Below are 19,545 nucleotides of genomic sequence, written 5' to 3'. Positions count from 1 at the left end.
GCGGGCGGGCGGGCGGACGGGCAGGCAGGCAGGCAGGCAGGCAGGCAGTGCGCCGATCCTCGCCGGGGCGTCGACCGTATGAGAGCAGCGCCCTGCGACACCGATCACTCGCGGTGGGTTGTCACGGTGGTCCGTCAGGCTTAACGAATGTTCGGTATACAATCGCCGTGCTGCACCCGAACCATCCGCCACTCCGGACCTTGCACGAGGAGTCACGCCATGGCTGACGTCGTACTCGCCGAACCGCGTGTCTGCGGGATCGCGTTCGCGTGGGAGGTCCGGTGAACGGGCGGCTTCGTTCCCTCCTCTCCGTACCCGGCAGCAGCGAGCGGTTCATCCGCAAGGCGCGGGACGTCTCCGCCGACGCGCTGGCCTTCGACCTGGAGGACGGTGTCGCGGCTGCGGACAAGGCGGCGGCCCGTGAGCGCGTGGCCGGTGAGCTCGCCGGGTTTCCCGCGCGGGGGCGGGAGCTGTGGGTACGTCCCAATGGGCTCGACTCGGGGCTGCTGGAAGCAGACCTCGACGCCGTCGTCGGCCCCGGACTGCACGGCTTGCATATCCCCAAGGTCGACACCGCGCAGGACCTGGTGCAGATCGACCACTACCTCACCTATCTGGAAAGCACCCGGGAGCTCTCTCTCGGCTCCATACGCCTCATGGCCTGGATCGAGTCCCCCCAGGGGCTCGCACGGATCGAGGACATCTGCCGCGCCTCGCCACGGCTGACCGCAGTGTCACTCGGGTCCGAGGACTACACGGCCGCCCTCGGGGTGAGCCGCACCCGGGGCGCGGACGAGCTGACCTACGCGAGGGCCCGGATCGCCAACGCCGCCGCGGCCGCGGGAATCGGTGCCCTCGACGGGGCCGAGGCCGACTTCCGCGACCTCCACCTCTTTCTGGAGCAGGCCCGGCGGGCCCGCGCAATGGGATTCGGCGGGAAGTTCTGCGTGCATCCCGATCAAGTGGCCGCCGCACACGAGGTGTTCGCGCCGGACAGTCATGAAGTCGCCTGGGCGCGTCGGATCGTCGAGGCGTTCGAGGCGTTCGAGGCGGAAGGGGAGAGGGCGGGGGCCATCGCCCTGGACGGCGCGATGATCGACCGGCCCGTCTATCTGCGAGCACTCCGTGTGCTGGGGCGGTGAACCCTGGCCGGTTCGTGCCGCTCGCCCGACCTCACGCGCACGGACGCCGCGTTTCGCCAAGGTGGCCGACTGCGGTCAGGACGTCCCCGGTCTGCTCGCGGAGGTGGATCGGCGGCAGGTAGCGCACGTTCTCCGTGCGGAACTGCCACGCCGTCGTCCCCTGCCGACGAGGTCACCGGCACCCCTGAAGGCGCCGCCACTCTGTTGGGCACGTGGCCTTCGATCGCTCCGGCGCCTCCCGGGGGGATGGGGAGGTCGGGTGACCTGCGAGGCTGAACTTCGGGCTCGGAGGTCACCCGCGGGCCCGCGTTGGGCGAGGGTGCGTCAGCCGGCCCATCGCCCCGTGAGGAAGGTGAGGGCGAAGACCGTGCTCAGGGGTGTGACGAGGCAGAGGTAGACCGTCTTGACCCGGGTTCTGCGCAGGCTCCAGGTGGCCAAGGCGATCCACAGAGGCCACCACAGGAGGGTGGCGCGGGGGATGGACATGTACCAGTAGGAGGTTCCCAGCGCCCACAGCGTGAGGCCGACGTAGGTGGCTTCGGGCCAGCGGCGTTGCTTCAGCAGCAGGGCGAACAGCAGGAGCCCGACGAGCAGGGCGAGCAGTTCGGCCTGGAACATGAACGCGTAGCCGGTGCTCTGGGTCTGGCCGAAGGCGCCGGTCCAGCTGTGTGACCACGTGCCCCAGGGGGCGTGGACGTCGCGGTACCAGCCGCGTTCCTGGGCGTGCTTCCACGCCAGCCAGTCGCCGGTGTGCGCATGCAGGTACCAGGCGTAGAGGGCCGCGGGAAGAGCCGGCAGGGCCAGCCATGGCAGTGCGCGCCAGTGCCGGTGCGAGCCGAGGAGGAAGTGCACGGCGACAGCCGCGGCGAGGAAGAGGCCGCTGATGCGTACGGAGGTGGCCAGGGCGGTCAGCGCGGCGGCGAGGGGCCAGTCGTGGCGTTGGGTGGCGAGCCAGGCAGGCAGGGCGAGGGCGAGGAAGAGCGCCTCGGTGTAGCCGAGGGCCAGGAAGACCGCACAGGGGGAGAGGAGGAAGAACAGCACCGTGCGGCGGCCCGTGTCCGCGCCGGGCAGGTGCAGCCGGGCGATCCGGGCCAGTGCCACGACCGCGACGCCTCCCGCGACGAAGGATATGAGCAGTCCGGCCGCCGTCCAGTCGGGGACGACGACGTGCACGGCGCGCAGCAGGAGAGGGAAGCCGGGGAAGAACGCCTCCCGGTTGTCCCAGTTGCTCAGCCACGGGCCTGACCCGTCGGGAAAGTAGCCGTCGCGGGCTATGTGCAGGTAGTGGTGCCAGTCCCAGTGCTGGAAGGGTGCGAGGACCGAGCTGGACCGGTGGGTGTCCGGGTCCGCGGGGAACAGCCACCGCGCGCAGTACGCGGTGACCCACAGGCCTGCCCGGGTCAGCAGGTACAGCCACAGCACCTCACGGTCGTCAGGCGGCAGCCGGAACACTCGTCGGCCCAGGGGCTCGGGAGGGGCTTCCGCCTGTCCACGGGAGTGCCGCTGGGGCGGTTCGGCCGGTTCGGCCGGTTCGGACGGTTCGGACGGTTCAGGGCATCTTCCGAGCGGGGACGGATGCCGGCGCAGCTCGGGTGACATAGAACGCATAAAGGGATCTTTCGCAAGTTCCTGGGCGTGCGGGGCCACCCCGCGACGACCCGTCGGGTCACCGGGAGGGTCGGGCCGCGATCAGGGCGGTGAGGTGCTGGCTCCGGGAGCCGGGGACTGTGTCGCCGACGCCCCGCTGGGAGGCGAGGCCGACGTCCGGCCGGGAAGGGGCGTACCGCTCACCGTCGGCAGAGGTTTCAGCGGGTCGGGCGTACTCGGCGAGGGGGTCGTGGCCGGGGCGACGGGCGCCGGGCGCTGAGTCAGGAGAGCAGCCGTGGCCGCGCCGCCGCCGGCCAGCACCAGGCACGTTCCCACGGCCGCGACGGCAAGCCGGCGCCGGTGGGACCGCTTTCCCCGTTCGACGATGCTCGCGGTGGGTGCCACGCCGGCGTGGGTCTGCCCGTAGTCCGCGGCCTGCTGGAACAGCGACCGCAGCGGATCGTGGTGCTCAGTCACCGGAAGCCTCCTCGCGGCGGGGGTCCTGGAGACGCAGCGCGAGCGCACCGCGTCCGCGCGCCAGATGCGTCTTGACGGTGCCTGCGGACAGGTTTGTCTCATGGCTGATCTGCTCGACGGTGAGATCGCACAGATAGTGCAGGGCCAGTGTGCGGCGCTGCTGCGGAGGCAGCTCCCGCAACGCCGTCATCATCGCCACCTGCCCCGGCCCGGGACCCTCGACGTCCGGTGGCGCGCCGCTGCGGCGCCAGGCCTCCGCGGTGCGCCGCCGAAACCGCCACCGGCTCACCGCCAGCCGCCAGGCGACGGTACGGATCCATGCTTCGGGCCGGCCGTCGGGGTCCAGTTGCCGGCGTCGGCTCCAGCCCTTGACGAACGCCTCCTGTACAACGTCCTGAGCCTCGTGCAGGTCACCGAGCATCACGTACAGCTGTCCCGTGAGCCGTGAGACCGTCTCGGCATAGAACTCTTCGAACTCCTCGACAGTCAACAGCCGCTCCCGGGTATCTCGTTTCACAGGGCATACGCCCGGCCCGGGGCATCCGGTTGACACCGGGCGGGAAAATGAAGAGTGGCGCTCATCACGGAACCGGACGCGGCGGACACGCGTGGAGTGGCTCTCCCGGCGGGGTACCGTACGTTCGATCAATGCTGATTGCAACGCCTATGAGCGCAGCGGCAGGAGCCGCGAGGCGGACGGTGGAGAGATCCGGGCATGATCAGTGATTTGGGCTTCAGCCGTGAGGACGAGATCGTGTACGAGGCCCTGCTCGCTCTCCGGAACGCCACAGCGGTGGCGCTGGTCGACCGGTGCGGCCTGCCGCCGGACGCGGTGACCGGCTCCCTCACCGCCCTGGTCGCAGGAGGGCTGGTCGACGGCCCCCGTTCCGGGGACGACTGTTCCGTCTACGGTGTGCTCAGTCCGGACCTCGCCTTCGAGAGCCTCATCGCACAGCGGGAGGCCGTCCTGAAGCGCGTCAGGCTCGAAGCGGCGGCCCTGACGGACCGGCTCCGCGACCGTGCTGCCGGTGAGAGCGCGGACGACGTGGTCGCGGTGATCCGGGGGGCGGGCGACCACCGTGATTGCTTCCACGAACTGCAGATGTCCGCGCGCAAGCAGCTCCGCTTCTTCGACAAGCCGCCCTATGTGGTGGGTCAGGGGAACGACGCCGAGCCGCTGCTGCTGCGCCGGGGGCTGGCCTACCGCACGGTGTACGCCAGTGAGATCTGCGACATACCCGGCAAGTTGGAGGGTATCCGCGAGGCGATCAGCGCGGGTGAGCAGTGCCGGCTGTCACCCGAGGTGCCGGTCAAGCTGGTGATCGCCGACGAGTCGACCGCACTGCTCGCGCTGGATCTCACCGAGCAGCCGACGAGCGCTCTCGTTCGCCGGTCCCCTCTTCTCTCTGCACTGTGCGCGCTGTTCGAGCTGGTGTGGACGCAGTCTCTGCACATCCCGGGAGCGCGCCCCGCGGGCGCGGCGGACAGCCTGGCCGACGAACGCAACGTCCTGCTGCAGTTGCTCGCGGCCGGCCAGAGCGACCAGGCCATAGCCCGGCGTCTGGGGTTGAGCCCGCGCACCGTTCAACGGCGCGTCAGCAGGCTGATGCAGGACCTGGGTGTGGTCTCCCGCTTCCAGCTCGGCATGCGTGCCGTCGCCATCGGCGACCGTGCGGTCTGGGGCGACCCCGATGGTGCCTCCGTGCGGACACACCCGCCCGGGGAACGGCCCTGACCGCGACGGAGCCCGGCCGCCTCCCCGATGAGGGTGGGGCCGGGCTCCGGGTGCGCGCTCCTCGTCAGCGGATGGCCACCGCGTGGAGCACGGTCTGCTCCAGCGTGCTGCCCGCCGAATCGGCCGCCTTGATCCGCACCGACATGCCCTCGGCGTTCCGCGGCACGCGGATCGTCGCGGTGAGCTCGGACGTGTCGCGCCACACGTGCTGCGACGTCCAGGTGGCGCCGTTGTCGTACGACACCTCGATGCTGCCCCCGGTGAGCCGCGCCGACGTGTCGCCGGCGTTGCGGATCTTCACGGTCAGCGTCTGGCTGCTGCCCGCGGCCACGCTGGAGCTGAGGTCGACGCCTGTCAGCTCGTACGAGGGCTGGAGGAGCCCCAGCGGGATCTGCTCATCGGTGCCGGACGCCTCGGACTCGAAGCTCCAGGACGTGTGCGATTCCGCACTCACGGTCCACCAGTCGGCGACGCGCTTCGCGTCGGTCTCCAGGCGGTAGCGCGCCTTGCCGTCGGGCAGGCCCTTGAGGAGGAAGGAAGGCAGCGCGGTGGTGGCGGCCAGCTCGTCGTCGATGTACATCCTCGTGGCGTAGGTGTCCCCACTGCGCTGACGGGGGTGCTCGTACGACGGAGCCGTGCCGGACGCCCACAGTGGCACCTGGACGCCCACGTCCGCGCCGCTGCGGTAGCTCTGGAAGGCGCCGACGGGCGCTCCGGGGTGCATGAGCGGCTGGAAGAAGTCGAGCTTGTAGCGGCGCCCGGCCTCGTACGTCACCGCCGGACTGGTGTACGAGATGCCGCTCACGTACGGGTTGACCGAGCGGCCCCAGATCACGCCGTTCGACGTGTCAAGGTACGTCGTGCGCTGGACGCCCATGGTGACCCAGCTCGGCAGGCCCGCGCCGCCGTTCGGGCCGATGCCCGACCACAGCTCCTGGGTGCGGCGGTCGGACCCGGACGGGACGGTGTCGTAGTCGCGGGTCGTCACGGCGGCCATGTCGTCTTGGTCCGCCTCGTACACCGCGTCCTTCGGGATGCCGTCGGCCGAGTAGTTGTACAGGCCGTAGCCGTAGGCGGCAGTGGTGCGGAACGCCAGACGCACCTCCACGGTCCCGTTCTCGGCTGCCGCGGCGACCCGGTCACCCTCCTGCGAGGGTACGGTGAACACCGGCATCGGCGCGGCGACCTGCTCACCTGCGGTGAGCGCCGGGCTGCCCACGATCATGATCGCGTACGGTCCTGCGGCCGCGACCCGCGCGACCATGTCCGATGTCGTCCCCTGACCCGCTCGGACCAGCGCCAGCGCGCCGGTGACGGAGTGGGCCGCGAGGTCCTCCGCGGTGCCGTGACCCGCGTCGACCACCTTGACCGACCGCCGCTGGTCGGCGAGGCTGCCGCCGGCCACCGGGTCGGCGGTCATCGCGAGGTCGCCGGAGGGCAGTTGGGCGGTGGCGTCGACGAGCGGGCCGAGGTGCCGGGTCTGCAGCGAGTAGGTCAGGCTGCCGCCGTCGTTGGCGGGCGTGGGCAGCGCGGAGAGGGGGCCGACGTTGCCGATGAGTATCGAGGACACGCCGACCTGCTGCTCGTCGGACCTCCTGGAGACGGTGGACGCGGCGTTGGTCAGAGTGGTGCGCTGCGGGGTGACGTTGCGCACGGGGACGGCGTCGGCGGTGTCGAGACTGACCGTGATCTCCTCGTCCTGGTCGGAGACGTAGATGTCGGGGACCGAGAGGGCCATGAACCCCTGGCCGGTGCGGACGTGGCCGATCAGGGTGTAGCGGCCGGCCTTCACCGACAGCGTGGTCTCACCGTCGGCGTTGAACGCGGGGAAGGACACCGGGGGGACGAAGTCGGTGCGCAGGTTGTACAGCGAGGGCGTGAGGGACGGGCTGAGCTTGACGCCCTCCGGGGTGGCGATCTTGAGCTTCACCTTGATGTCCGGAGTGTCCCGCACCATGCCCAGCACGGCGTGCGCCGTGACACCGGCGCCGGTCGCGGTGACGAAGCCGGTGTAACTGCCGGGCTGCGGCGCCGCGTCGGGCGCGACGGTGACCGCGACGTCAGCGGTGCCGCCCGCGGGGACGGTGATCTGGTCCGCGCCGAGTGTGAGCGCTCCGGTGACCTCCTGGCCGGTGCTGTCGTTGCGCAGCTTGCCGCTGACCGCCAGGGTGACCTGCTGGTCGGCGGTGTTGTGGAAGGTCACGGTCCGGGTGACGGGTGCCGAGGTCTGCTTGGACGTGAACACGCCGATCGAGGCGTTGCCGGCCCACACCGACTCGCCGAGGGCGGCCGGGACGTCGACCCGGCCGGAACCCACCTCGAAGGCGCCGCCCGTGACGGTCTTCGCCGACGACATCAGGACGCCCTTGATGTCCGCGGGGCTCCAGCCGGGGTGCTTCTGCACGAGGATGGCCGCGGCGCCGGCGAGGTGCGGGGTGGCCATGGACGTGCCGCTGGCCGCGGTGTAGTTCGCGTTCACCGGGCTGCCCATCGAGGTGCCCGCGGCGCGGGCGGCGACGATGCCGACGCCGGGGCCGGCGATGTCCGGCTTGACCGCGAGGTCGCGGAAGCGGGGGCCGCGGCTGGAGAAGGACGCGGTGGCGTCCTGGCGGTCGACGGCACCGACGGTCAGCGCCGCGTCCGCCACGCCCGGCGTGCCCAGCGTGGTGGCCTTGGGCCCGGCGTTGCCGGCGGCTATCACGAACAGGGTGCCCGTGTCCGCGGTGAGCTGGTTGACCAGGACGCTGATCGGGTCCGTACCGTCCGTCTTGTTGCTGGCGCCGAGGCTCATGTTGACGACGTCCGCGCCGCTGTGCGCGGCCCAGTCCATCCCGGTCATCACGACGGAGGTGGGGGCGGAGCCCGAGTCGCCGAGGACCTTGCCGATCAGCAGGTCCGCCTGCGGTGCGACCCCTTTGTTGCGGCCGTCGGACGCCGCGCCGCTGCCCGCGATGGTGGAGGCGACGTGGGTGCCGTGGCCGTGCCGGTCGACGGTGTCGGGGGAGTCGCTGAAGTTGCGCAGTTCGCTGATGCGGCCCTGCAGATCGGGGTGGGTGGCGTCGACCCCGGTGTCGAGGATGGCGACCTTGACGCCCTTGCCGTCGTATCCGGCCTGCCAGGCCTCGGGGGCGCCGATCTGCGGCACGCTGCGGTCGAGGGCCGGGGTGATCAGCGCGTCGAGCCACAGCTTGTCGACACCGCCGCTCAGCGTCGTCTTTCCCGCACCCCGCCTGCTGTCGCGCAGCTCCTTCCAGAACGCCCCGGCCTTGGTGGCCGGCACCTTGGCCGCCAGCGACCGCGCGCTCCGCAGCTTGCGCAGCCCACGCGACTCGCTCGGCAGGGCCGGTGCTCCCTGGGCGTCGCGTGCGATCACGGGCAGGTCGGCGCCGTCGGCGTACCCCTGGGCGATCAACCCGTCGACATCGAAGAACTGCTCGTCGAGGACGCCGGCGTCCAGCAGGGGCCGCACACCATCGGGTATGACGGTGATGTCCTTGCCGTGGCGGAGCACTTCGGCGGTCTTGCCGGGGTTACCGGGCTCCGCGAGGAAGCTCACCGTGGGGTTCGCACCCTCGCCCACCAGGACGGTGTCACCCGTCACCAGGGTGACGGAGTGCTGCGCGGCCCCCGCCGGGGGCCGACTGAGCGCCTGGACGGTGGCCGGGGATCGCCCGGCCGCACCGCTGGCGGGTGCCGTCGTACCCGCCAGCGCCGCGACCGCGATGGCCGCGGCCAGCGCCGCGGCCGGTCTCCTTCTGATCCACATGGGGTCTCCGTACTGGGTGAAGGGGTGTGTTCGGGCCTACGGCGCCAGAGTTGGCCGTGGGGCGGTCGGGTCGCAAGGGTGTCCGGTGTCCTCTTTAAGACAGGCGACCGAGTGCGACACGAGGCACTCGGTGTACGCGACAAGGACGTAACGGTTCGGAGGGTTATGGCCTTTGGTGGGCGGTATCCACCGGTCGGCCTGTCTGTGTCGTCCGCGGCGCGCGATGCCGCCGGAGCTCGGAGGGGCGCTCCAGCAAGAACGTTTAATCATCTGCGTCGCACAGGGTTGCCCCCGGCGGGAGGTGGCTGGTAGAACTCTCGCCATCAGATGATTAAACGTTTAGGGGATGCGGCATGGCGAAACGCTCCAGGCCCACCGTCAGGGACGTCGCGCAGCGCGCGGAGGTCTCCGTGGCCACGGTGTCCGTCGTCCTCAACAACCCCAGCGGCGGCACCGTCCGCGTCGCGGAGGAGACCCGGCGCCGGGTACTCGCCGCGGCGGCCGACCTGGGATACGTGGCCGACCAGGCCGCGCGCGGGCTGCGCAGGGGCAAGACGGAGCAGCTGTGCCTGGTCATGCGCTGGCCCGACTCGCCGTGGGCGCAGCAACTCGCCACCGACGTCTCCCGGTTCGGGGAGCCCAGGGGGTACTCGACGCTGATGTTCGTCGGCGGCGACTGGCGCCGGCATGTGCTGCGCCGCGGCGCTGACGGCGTGATCGTCGACGCCGTCGGCCAGCAGCAGCCGGACTTCGAGGACCTGCGTACGGCGCTGCGCGGCGGCCTGGCGATGCTCGTACTCAACGACGAACTGGAGCCGGACGGTTTCGATGTGCTGGCGACCAACGAGTACGCCTCCTGCCGCGAAGCCGTCGAACTGCTGGTCGCCGCGGGGCACCGGCGGATCGGCTGCCTGCGCCAGCGCCCGGAGGAGCCGCCGCTGTACGCGGCCGCCCGCTTCGCGGCCTGGAGCGACGTGCTACGGGACGCCGGGCTGCCGCACGACGACAGCCTCGTCCGCGACGGCTTCGGATCCCGCGAGCGCGCCTACACGGAGGCAGTCGACCTGCTGACCGGGCCGTCGCGGCCCACCGCTGTCTTCGCGACCTCGGACCAGGCGGCCATCAGCGTGATCTGGGCCGCGCGGCACACCGGGTTGTCCGTGCCGGACGACCTGGCCGTGATCGGTGTCGGCAACGCCGCAGAGGGCCGCCTCATCGAACCGGGGCTGACCACGGTCGGTCCCGCGGAACCGGACTTCACCGCGGTCGCCGAGCGGTTGTTCCGGCGCATCACCGAAGGACCGGAGCTGCCGGGGGAGCGGCTCCGCCAGCACTGGTCCCTGATCCGCCGCGGAACCGCCTGAGCGGAGCCCGGCCCACCCCACCACCCACCCCACCCATCACCCCCAACCCCCTGCGGGCGGACCGTCATGCCCTGGTCCAGGGCCGCCTGTCGCGTACCCGCCCGCTCCGCACCTCCCTGCCTGCTTCTCGCCGACCTCCTGGAAAGGCCCACTCATGCCCGGAATATCACGCCGCGCGATCCTCTCCTCCTCCGTCGCGGGCGCCGCCGCCCTCGGCCTCGCGGCCTGCGGTCAGAAAGTCGACGGCGACGGCGACTCCGGCGCGGACAAGCCGTCCGGCCCCGTCGTCTACTGGTCCGCCTGGGCCCAGGGCACCCCGCAGCAGAAGATCCTTGACGCCGCCTGCCAGGAGTTCACCAAGGCGACCGGCATCGAGGTCGACATCAACTGGCTCGGCCCCAACCTGGCCACCAGCCTGCCCACCGCCGTCCCCGGCGGCACCGGCCCCGACCTCTTCGACTGCACCGCCGACAAGCTGGGCGGCTACCACGTCTCGGGGTTCACCACCGATCTCTCGGACCTGCTCACCACCAAGGTCACCGGTGAGGCGAAGACCCTGGGCGAGGTGCTGCCCGAGGGCGCCCTGAAGGTCTGCCGCACCGCCGACGGCCAACTCGGCTTCGTCCCCCACACTTTCCTCTCCACCACCCTGTGGTTCGACGGTGCCGCCCACGCGGATCTGGCGAAGAACCCGCCGAAGGACTGGAACGCCTTCCTGAAGGCGCTCGACGCCGCCGCGCACGACAAGCTGGTACCGATCGCCCAGGACGGCACCGTCGACAACCTCAACATCCGCTGGTTCTACTGGCCGCTCCTGCGGCTGAAGGGCGCCGGCGCCCTCGCCGCGCTGGGTACCGACAAGACAGCCGCCGCCTGGCGCGACCCGGCCGTCCGGCAGGCCGCGGAGGCCGTGGAGACGCTGGCGCGCGGCGAGTACTTCCAGCGGGGCTACGCGGGCTCCAAGTACCCCAACGCGCAGAACCAGTGGGCCGGCGGGGAGGTGCTGTTCAACCTCAACGGCAGCTGGCTGCCGCAGGAGACCGCCGCCCAGCAGAAGTCCGGCTTCAAGCCCGTCGCGCTGCCCTTCCCCCAGCTGCCCGGGGGCGGCACCCGGCCGGTCGTCGAGGTGGGCGCGCTGGGCTGGGCGGTGAGCGCCAAGGCGAAGAACGCGCAGGCCGCGCGCCTGCTCATCCCGTTCCTCATGCAGAAGAAGTACGAGGAGCAGATCGCCGGGCAGGCGCAGAACATCCCGGCGCGCAGCGACGTCCAGGCGCCCGAGGTGCTGGCCGGCGTGCGCGAGCAGATCATGACGGCCACCGAGCCGTTCCCCAGCTTCGACAACGCCCCTGCCGCCGCCGGGACCTGGTATGTCGACGTGATGGGCCCGCTGGCCACCAAGCTCGCCACCGGTCGGATCAGCGCCGGTAAGTTCGTCGCCGAGGGCGCCGCGCAGACCGCCGCGTACTGGAAGAACCACGGCTGATGAGCCAGCTCGCACCACTCCGGAGGCCGGCGACGGCCCGGCCTCCGGCGGCCGTCGCGCCGAAGACCCGCAGCCGTGCACCCGGTGGACCGCTGGACCAGGCCAGAGCCCGCCTGTTCTGGCCGTTCCTCGGCCCCGCGCTGGGGCTGTACGTGCTGCTGTTCATCGTCCCCGCGCTGTTCAGCGTGGCGGTCAGCCTCACCCGTTGGTCCGGCCCCGGCACGAGCGCACAGTGGCGCGGACTGGACAACTACGTGCGCCTGTTCGGCGACCCGGTCTTCCTGCGCTCCTTCCGCAACACCCTGGTGCTGCTGGGGCTCGGCGCGGTCCTGGTCGGCGCGGTCACCGCGCTGTCCATGGTCGTGCTGCGCCGCACCCGCGGCCGCCGCTTCCTGCGCGCCGTGGTCTTCTTCCCGGTCATCGTCTCACCGATCGCCGTGGGTACGGCCGTCGGCTTCATCCTCGACCCGCGCGGTCTGCTCAACCAAGGCCTCGGCACGATCGGGTTGCAGGCACTCGAACAGACCTGGCTGGCGCCCGACATGGTGATGTGGTGCATCGTCGCCACCCTCGCCTGGGCGAGCGGCGGGTTCTACGTGGCGCTGCTGATGTCCGCCGTCGACGCCGTGCCGCAGGAACTGTACGAGCAGGCGCAGATCGACGGCACCACCCGCTGGGAGCAGTTCCTGCACGTGACCTGGCCCGGCTGCCGGGAGATGGCGTCCGTCGCGGCGGTGCTGTGCCTGGTGAACCTGCTGAAGGTCTTCGATCTCGTGTACGCCTTCACCGGCACCACCGGCAACCCGCCCATCGAGGCGCGGACGCTGTCGGTGCAGCAGTTCCTCACCGTCTCCGGCGAGGGCAGCGTGCCGGACCTCGGCTACGGGTCCGCCATGGCCGTCTTCCTGGTCGTGGTGGCGGGCGTGCTGCTGATCGTGATGCACCGCTTCCCCGGACGACAGGAGGAACGATGAGCACCGCCACCGAACCGGGGACCACCGCCCGGGACCGCCGGCTGGCCTTCCTCGTCGGCGACCGGCTGCTGCCCGGTGCCGTGACCGGCGGGCTGTGGCTGTGGGGTGCGCTGAACATCGCCCTCGTGGTGTGGATCGCGGCGACCTCCCTGAAGACCTCCAAGGACATCTTCGCCCACCCGTTCTCCGTGCCGCTCGACTCGCAGTGGGACAACTTCTCCCGCGCCTGGTCCACCGCCGGCTTCGGACAGGCGTTCCTCAACACCGCGCTGGTCGCCGTCGTCGCGGCCGTGCTCGGCGTCGTCGTCGCCGCACCGGCCGCGTACGCGCTGTCCCGGTCGCGGCGCCGGCTGTCCGCTTCCGTGACCTTCCTGTTCGCGCTCGGGATGAGCATCCCCCACCAGGCGCTGCTCGTGCCGTACTACTTCGGCAACGTCGAACTCACCCGGCTGATGGTCGACTGGGTGACGGGCTGGTGGGACCCGCGCGTCTCGCTGACTCTCGCGTACGTCGTTATGTCGCTGCCCTTCACGGTCTTCGTCCTCACGGGCTACTTCCGCGGGCTGCCCGCCGAGCTGGAGGAGGCGGCGGCGCTGGACGGCGCCACCGGATTCACCGCGTTCCGCCGGGTCATGCTGCCGGTGTCGATGTCCGGGCTGCGCACGGTCCTGGTCATCAACCTCATCGGGCTGTGGAACGAGACGCTCCTCGTGCTGCTCCTCATCCAGGACAGCGACCGGCGCACGCTGGGCGCCTCGCTGCTCAACTTCTACGGCTCCATGCAGTACACGGCCGACTGGGCCGGACTGTTCGCCGGCATCGTCATCGTCGTCTTCCCCATGCTGGCGCTCTACGCGTGGCTCAGCCGCCACATCGTCGAGGGCATGACCGCAGGCATCGGCAAGTGACCGCCACACCGCACCGCTTCTGATCCACCCGATCCCAGGAGAGGTAGTACAGGCATGCCCGAGAACCACCCCCGCACCGTGGACCGCGCCCGCCGCCGCGTCGTGACCGGGGCGCTCGCCCTGTCGCTGGCCTTCGCCGGCGCCGTCTCGGCCGCCGGGTCCGCCATCGCCGGGAGCGCGCCCGCCACGGGCACCTCGGCCGTCGGCGACTTTGCAGAGCGGCCCGTCGACGACGTCCTCGCCCAGGGCGGCTACCAGCAGGTCTGGGCCGACGAGTTCGACTCCACCGCCCTGGACGGCACCCAGTGGAGCCCCGTCTTCCGGTCGAAGGCCGGGGACTTCATCCACCCCAACGACAACTTCGGCTACTTCGCCGACCAGGTGTCGGTCGGCGGCGGCACGCTACACATCGACACCACAGCGGCGTCCGGCACAGTCGACGGCCGCACCGTCTCCTTCAGGAGCGGCTCCGCCTCCACCGCCGGGCACCGCACCTTCACCTACGGCTACCTGGAGGCGCGCATCCGCTACAGCGCCATCGCCTCCGGCTACGGCCCGGCGATGTGGCTGGACGGCGTCGGCGACGCCGACAACCGCCGCTACCACGACCCCGACCTGCCGAAGGCGGCGCTCGCCCCGGGCGGCGCCCAGGAGGTCGACGTGCTGGAGGCGTACCCCGGCTACTCCGACTTCGTCGTCCACCGTACGGACGGCGAGGTCCGCGCCGAGTCGAGGCTCGGCTACTTCTCGTACGCGCAGACGGCCAAGGCGGGCGAGTGGCACACCTACGGCCTGATGTGGAAGCCCGGCGGATACGAGCTCTACTTCGACGGACAGCTCGCCGGAACGCTCAACGGCACCGCCACGGACCCCGTCTCGAACACCCCGATGTACCTGATGCTGTCGGCCGCCGGCCACACCGCGCCCGGCGGCAAGGCAACGATGGACGTGGACTGGGTGCACTACTACCAGACGAGCGCCGACGACACCGCCCGGGCCGCGATGCCGCAGTGGACACAGGTCGACCGCGGCCCGTGGCTGACCCGCGCCTCCTCCACGGACGGCACGCAGTACGCGGCCAGGACCGTCAAGGTGCACGGGGTCGGTGCCAGCCACTACTGGCGCAGCGCCGACAGCCAGAGCGGCGACGAGTGGTTCATGGTCGACACCGGGAAGGTGCAGGACCTCGGACAGCTGCGCGTCGTCGCCCCGCAGGCGGTGACCACCGGCGGCACCGGGTCGAGCGACGCCACGGGCGCACCGGCGACCTCGTACGAGGTGTACGCGACGGACGATCCGGCCGGCTGGTCCGACGCGTCCTCACCGTCCTGGGGCACCCCGCTCGCCTCCGGCGCCGGCTCCCCGACCATCGACGCCTGCCTGCCGCAGGGCACGCAGGGGCGCTACCTGATGATCCGCCAGACCGGCATCAACGCCGCCAAGAAGTGGTCGGTCCGCGACGTGTACGCCTTCAACAGCGCACCGCTGACCGGCGTCTCCTGCTTCTAGCGCACCGGTCAGTGCCCACCCGCACGCCCCGTGGTGCGCGCCGCCCGGCCCGGCGCGCACCACACGCATGGAGAACTCCACGCATGCCTGCCGCAGCCCTCAACACCGCCCACGCAGTCCTCACCCGCCGTCTCGGCCCGGCGCTCGCCGCCCGCTTCGGCCTGGCCCTGGTGTCCGAGGCGCCGCCCGGCTTCGAGGTGGCCCCGGACCTCCGCGACAACCGCACGGTCACGGTGACCGCCGCGACCGTTCCCGACCTGCTCGCCGGCGTCCGTCACCACGTGACGCACCACGGCGGGGGCCACCTGGGCCGGCACGGCGACCGGCTCCCGGCCGACCTGCCGCCCACCCCGGCCCCGTACCGCCGCGGCTCCCCGCTGATCGTCCGCTACGCCCACAACCCCTGCGTCACCGGCTACTCCGCCCCGTACTGGACCTGGGAGGAGTGGGAACGGGAACTGGACCTGCTCGCCCTCACCGGCTACACCCACGTCTTCGCCCCCGTCGGCCAGGAGGCCGTCCTCGCCGACTTCCTCACCGCGCACGGATACACCCGCGCCGAGGCGCTGGCCTGGATCAGCCTGCCCGCGCACCAGCCGTGGCAGTGGATGGGCAACCTGTACGGCTTCGGCGGCGGCGTCAGCGAGGACCTCCTCACCCGCCGCGCCGCGCTCGGGAACCGGATCGTCCAGCGCATGCGCCGGCTCGGCATCACCCCGGTCATGCCGGGCTTCGCCGGTTACGTGCCCGCTGACCTCGCCGCGCGCGCGGCGGACTGCGTTCCCGTACCCCAGAGCGACTGGCAGGGCTTCGACCGGCCGCTGTGGCTCGACCCCGCGGCCTCCGCCGCCTTCCCGCGGCTCGCGCGGTCGTGGTACGAGGCCCAGCGGCGGCACTTCGGCGAGGGTCGTGCCTGGTCGGCCGACATCCTGCACGAGGGCGGCACCGCGGGCGGTGTCGACATCGCCGCGGCCGGGGAGCGCATCCAGCGCGGCATGCTCGACGCGTGCCCGGACGGCCTGTGGGTCGTCCAGGGCTGGGGCGACAACCCGTCGAAGGAACTGCTCTCCCGGCTAGACGCGGACCGGCTCCTGATCGTGGACCTCAACGCCGACGACACGCCGCGCTGGGCGCGCAAGGAGGCGTTCTGGGGCGCCCCCTGGGCGTTCGGCACGATCTCCAACTGGGGCGGCAGGGGCTACGTCTTCGGCAAGCTCCCCGAGATCGCCTCCGGTCCGCCCCGGCTGCTCGCCGCCGGTACGGTGCTGCGCGGCCGGCTGACGGGCCTCGCACACGTGCCGGAGTCGCTGGAGAGCAACCCCGTCGTCGACGAGCTCGTCGCCGACATGGTGTGGCGCGACACCCCGCCCGACCTGGACGCCTGGGCCGCCGACTACGCGGCCCGCCGCTACGGCGTGCGCGATCCGCACGCGGAGCGCGCCTGGCGCGGGCTGATGCGCACCGCCTACGGGCTGGGCATCGGCGACGACGTCGACGGTTCCAACGCCGGCCCTGACTCGCTGTTCAACGCGCGCCCCGACCTCGCGGCCGAGCGGGCGCTGCCCTGGCGGCCCCGGATCCTGCCGTACGACGCCGAGGACTTCGAGGCGGCGTGGCGGGAGCTGCTGGCGGCGTCCCTCGCCGGCAGCGACGCCTATCTGCACGACCTGGTGGACGTCACCGTCCAGGTGCTGTCCAACCACAGCCGCGACCGGCTGCCCGCCGTGCGCGCCGCCGCCGAGGCAGGCGACGTCGAGGAGTTCGACGTACAGTCCACCGCCTTCCTCGACCTGCTCGACGCCTGCGACCGGATCCTGGCCACCCGCGCCGAGTTCCGCCTCGGCGGCTGGCTGGCCCGGGCACGCCGCTGGGCCGCCCCGGACGCCGGCACGCCTGCCGAACCCCTGCTGTACGACGCGCTGAGCCTCCTCACCACCTGGGGCGACACCCGCGAGACGGCCCGCGTCCTGCACGACTACGCGGCCCGGCACTCCGCCGGGCTGGTCGCCGACTTCTACGGAATGCGCTGGCGGCGTTACTTCGCCGCCGTCCGCGAGGGCCTGGCCGAGGGCCGGCCGCCGCGGGACATCGACTGGTACGCGGTCGAGGAGCAGTGGTCCCGTGACGCCTGCACCCGGCCGTACGACCCGGCACCGGAAGGCGACACGCTCACCGTGGCCCGCGAGATCGCTGAGGTGCTTGAACCCGCTGTCACCCCGCACGACCTGCGCCTCGACCTCGCGGCCGGTCCGGACACGCCCGGAGCGGCCAGGGTCGAGCTTCTCGTGGTCAACCGCTCCGCCACGACCCGCCTCGTCGACCGCGCCCGCCTCACCGCCCCCTGGCCGCTGCGCGGCGCCGGCCTGGCGCCGTACCGGCCGGTGGAGCTGCCGCCCGGCGGCCGGCTCACCTTCACCTGGTCCCTCACGGGGCCCGCCCCGGACGACGGCGCCCTGGAAGCGGCCGTGAGCTACGACCCGTCCTCCCCGACCACCCGTACCGTCCGCACCACCTGCCCGCTGCCGCGCGGCCTGGGCACGGCCGACGCCTCTGTGGAGACCGCACGTTGACCACCCTGACCCACACCGTCCTCGACATCCCCGCCGCCCCGCTCGGCGACCTCGACCCGCTGCCGCCCGTCGCGGGGCTGCTGGGCCCGCCGTACACCCTGCGGACGGACGACCTGCCACCGGAGATCGCCGAGGCCGCGGCGTACGGGGGCGTGCCGAACGCCTTCCCGTACCGGACACAGAACGGCTACGGCCGCGAGCTGCGTGACGCCCGACTGCCCGCCGTGGTGCTGGAGAACGAGCACCTGCGTGCCACCTTCCTCACCGGTCTCGGCGGCCGCCTGTGGTCGCTGTACGACAAGGACTCCGGCCGTGAGCTGCTGCACCGCAACCCCGCCGTGCGTCCCGCGAACCTGGCGCTGCGCGGCGCCTGGGTGAGCGGCGGGGTCGAGTGGAACATCGGCACCCGCGGCCACTCGCCGCAGACCTGCGACCCGCTGTTCGCCGCCCGGGTGCGCACCGCCGACGGCACACCGGGACTGCGGATGTGGGAGTACGAGCGGATCCGCGGACTCGTGTACCAGCTCGACGCCGAACTCCCCACCGGCTCACGGGTGCTGTACGTGCACGGCCGCGTCACCAACCCCGGCTCCGCCACCGTCCCGCTGTACTGGTGGACCAACGCCGCCGCACCCCAGTCACCCGGCACCCGGGTGCTGGCGCCCGCCGACTCGGCGTTCCACACCTCGTACGCCGGGGAGATCGAACGGGTCCCCGCCCCCGCGGCGGCGGCCGGTGACTGGACGCGGCCCGGGCGTACGCCGTACGCCGGCGACTGGTTCTTCGACATGCCGGAGCTCGACCGCCCCTGGATCGCGGCGGTCGACCCCGAGGGCGGCCACGGAGTGGCGCTGGTCTCCACCCGGCGGCTGCGCGGACGCAAGCTGTTCTGCTGGGGGACCTCTCCGGGCGGGCAGCGGTGGAACGACTGGCTGGGCGCTCCGGCGGACGGCGGCGCCGCGCGGCCGTACATCGAGATCCAGGCGGGCATGACCCGCACCCAGTACGAGCACCTGCCGATGCCCGCGGGCGCCGAGTGGACCTGGACCGAGGCGTACGGCGCGGTCCGCGCCGGCGCGGAGGCGTTCGGGGCCGACTGGGGCGTCGCGGTGGCCGCCGGGGCCGAGGCCGTCGACGGCCTGGTGCCGGCGCGGGAGCTGGGCGACGCCCGCCGGCGGGCGGACACCTGGACAGTGGCGCCCCCCGAGGAGCTGCTGCGGTACGGCAGCGGGTGGGGGGCGCTGGAGGCCGCGCGCCGCGCCTGTGCCGCGGAGCCCTGGCCGGACGACCCCGCTGTCCCGTTCCCGGCTGAAACCCTTGGCGACGAGCAGCGGCCGTGGCTGGCGCTGCTCAGCACCGGCGCACTGCCGGCGTCCGCGCACGCGCCGGTCTCCGCGCACGCGCCGGTGTCCTGGATCGCCGGAGCCGACTGGGAGGCCCGCCTCGAGCACGCGCCCGAGCAGGGCGGCCGGTCCCTGCACCTGGCCGTGATGGCGCACGCCCGTGAGGATCTCGACCGGGCACGAGAGCTGTACGAACGTTCGATCGCGGCAGCGCCGACGCCGTGGGCGCTGCGCGGGCTGGCCCATGTACGGCGAGTGCAGGGCGCACCGGACGAGGCCGCCGGCCATCTGCTGGAGGCGTGCCGGATGGCGCCCGACGGGCACCGGCTTCTGGTCGAGGCCGGAGAGCTGCTGCTCGCGGTGGGCCGGGCGGCGGAGTGCCTGCGGTTGCTGGCGCACGTCCCGGGTGCGGACCGCGGCCGCCTGCGGATGCTGCGGATCCGGGCGGCGCTGGACGACGGCCGACCGGACCAGGCCCGGGAACTGCTGTCGGCGCCGTTCGAGATCCCCGACCTCAGGGAGGGGGACACCGGATTCGACCAGGTGTGGGCGCGGGCGTTTCCCGGCGTGCCGCTGCCGGCGCACTACGACTTCCGGATGCGCGCGCCCCGTTGAGGCGGGCCGGCCGGGAACAGAGGTGTCGCATCCCGTTCACTGGGTGGAAACGGTCTGGACAAGCCGGCGTGA

12 protein-coding genes are annotated in these 19,545 nt (G+C 72.3%); 9 read left to right on the top strand and 3 right to left on the bottom strand.

Annotated elements, in window-relative coordinates; all coding sequences use genetic code 11:
• Positions 1-281 precede the first annotated feature (281 nt).
• A complete protein-coding gene (locus tag AB0M28_RS14155) occupies positions 282-1,142 on the top strand; it encodes a CoA ester lyase (RefSeq protein WP_365403047.1) in 861 nt (286 codons plus the stop codon).
• Between the two features lie 324 nt (positions 1,143-1,466).
• Here the strand turns inward: AB0M28_RS14155 and AB0M28_RS14150 are convergent, their stop codons facing one another.
• The gene (locus AB0M28_RS14150) at positions 1,467-2,750 is read right to left on the bottom strand and encodes a mannosyltransferase family protein (protein ID WP_365403044.1); all 1,284 of its coding nucleotides are present in this window, start codon (positions 2,748-2,750) and stop codon (positions 1,467-1,469) included.
• Between the two features lie 448 nt (positions 2,751-3,198).
• Entirely contained in the window at positions 3,199-3,723 is a 525-nt protein-coding gene (locus tag AB0M28_RS14145) for a SigE family RNA polymerase sigma factor (protein ID WP_365403041.1), read from the bottom strand.
• A 198-nt stretch (positions 3,724-3,921) separates the two neighbouring features.
• On the opposite strand from AB0M28_RS14145, the gene AB0M28_RS14140 reads away from it, so the two are divergent.
• Positions 3,922-4,941, top strand: a complete 1,020-nt coding sequence (locus tag AB0M28_RS14140) for a helix-turn-helix transcriptional regulator (protein ID WP_365403038.1) — start codon at positions 3,922-3,924, stop codon at positions 4,939-4,941.
• 64 nt (positions 4,942-5,005) lie between these two features.
• On the opposite strand, the gene AB0M28_RS14135 is transcribed toward AB0M28_RS14140, so the two are convergent.
• Complete coding sequence (locus AB0M28_RS14135) at positions 5,006-8,707, bottom strand: S8 family serine peptidase (RefSeq protein WP_365403035.1); 3,702 nt, start codon at positions 8,705-8,707, stop codon at positions 5,006-5,008.
• Positions 8,708-9,060: 353 nt separating this feature from the next.
• On the opposite strand from AB0M28_RS14135, the gene AB0M28_RS14130 reads away from it, so the two are divergent.
• The 7 genes from AB0M28_RS14130 (at position 9,061) to AB0M28_RS14100 (ending at position 19,473) form a co-directional block, all read left to right on the top strand.
• A complete protein-coding gene (locus tag AB0M28_RS14130; RefSeq protein ID WP_365403033.1) occupies positions 9,061-10,071 on the top strand; it encodes a LacI family DNA-binding transcriptional regulator in 1,011 nt (336 codons plus the stop codon).
• Positions 10,072-10,225: 154 nt separating this feature from the next.
• On the top strand, positions 10,226-11,554 hold the full coding sequence (locus tag AB0M28_RS14125) for an ABC transporter substrate-binding protein (protein ID WP_365403030.1): 1,329 nt from the start codon (positions 10,226-10,228) through the stop codon (positions 11,552-11,554).
• The gene (locus AB0M28_RS14120) at positions 11,554-12,528 is read left to right on the top strand and encodes a sugar ABC transporter permease (RefSeq protein ID WP_365403027.1); all 975 of its coding nucleotides are present in this window, start codon (positions 11,554-11,556) and stop codon (positions 12,526-12,528) included. The genes AB0M28_RS14125 and AB0M28_RS14120 overlap by 1 nt, the downstream gene beginning before the upstream one ends.
• On the top strand, positions 12,525-13,436 hold the full coding sequence (locus tag AB0M28_RS14115; protein WP_365403024.1) for a carbohydrate ABC transporter permease: 912 nt from the start codon (positions 12,525-12,527) through the stop codon (positions 13,434-13,436). The genes AB0M28_RS14120 and AB0M28_RS14115 overlap by 4 nt, the downstream gene beginning before the upstream one ends.
• A 54-nt stretch (positions 13,437-13,490) precedes the next feature.
• The gene (locus AB0M28_RS14110) at positions 13,491-14,945 is read left to right on the top strand and encodes a family 16 glycosylhydrolase (protein ID WP_365403021.1); all 1,455 of its coding nucleotides are present in this window, start codon (positions 13,491-13,493) and stop codon (positions 14,943-14,945) included.
• A gap of 83 nt (positions 14,946-15,028) precedes the next feature.
• Positions 15,029-17,515 carry an alpha-N-acetylglucosaminidase gene (locus AB0M28_RS14105; protein ID WP_365403018.1) on the top strand — a complete coding sequence of 829 codons (2,487 nt, stop codon included), beginning with the start codon at positions 15,029-15,031 and terminating at the stop codon, positions 17,513-17,515.
• Positions 17,512-19,473: a DUF5107 domain-containing protein gene (locus AB0M28_RS14100; RefSeq protein WP_365403015.1), complete on the top strand. Its 1,962-nt coding sequence runs from the start codon at positions 17,512-17,514 to the stop codon at positions 19,471-19,473. Before AB0M28_RS14105 ends, AB0M28_RS14100 begins: the two co-directional genes overlap by 4 nt.
• Positions 19,474-19,545: the final 72 nt, after the last annotated feature.

Origin of the sequence: Streptomyces sp. NPDC051940 (assembly GCF_040680895.1) — a bacterium.
Lineage (GTDB): Bacteria > Actinomycetota > Actinomycetes > Streptomycetales > Streptomycetaceae > Streptomyces.
This window is presented reverse-complemented; position numbering and strand designations above follow the sequence as displayed.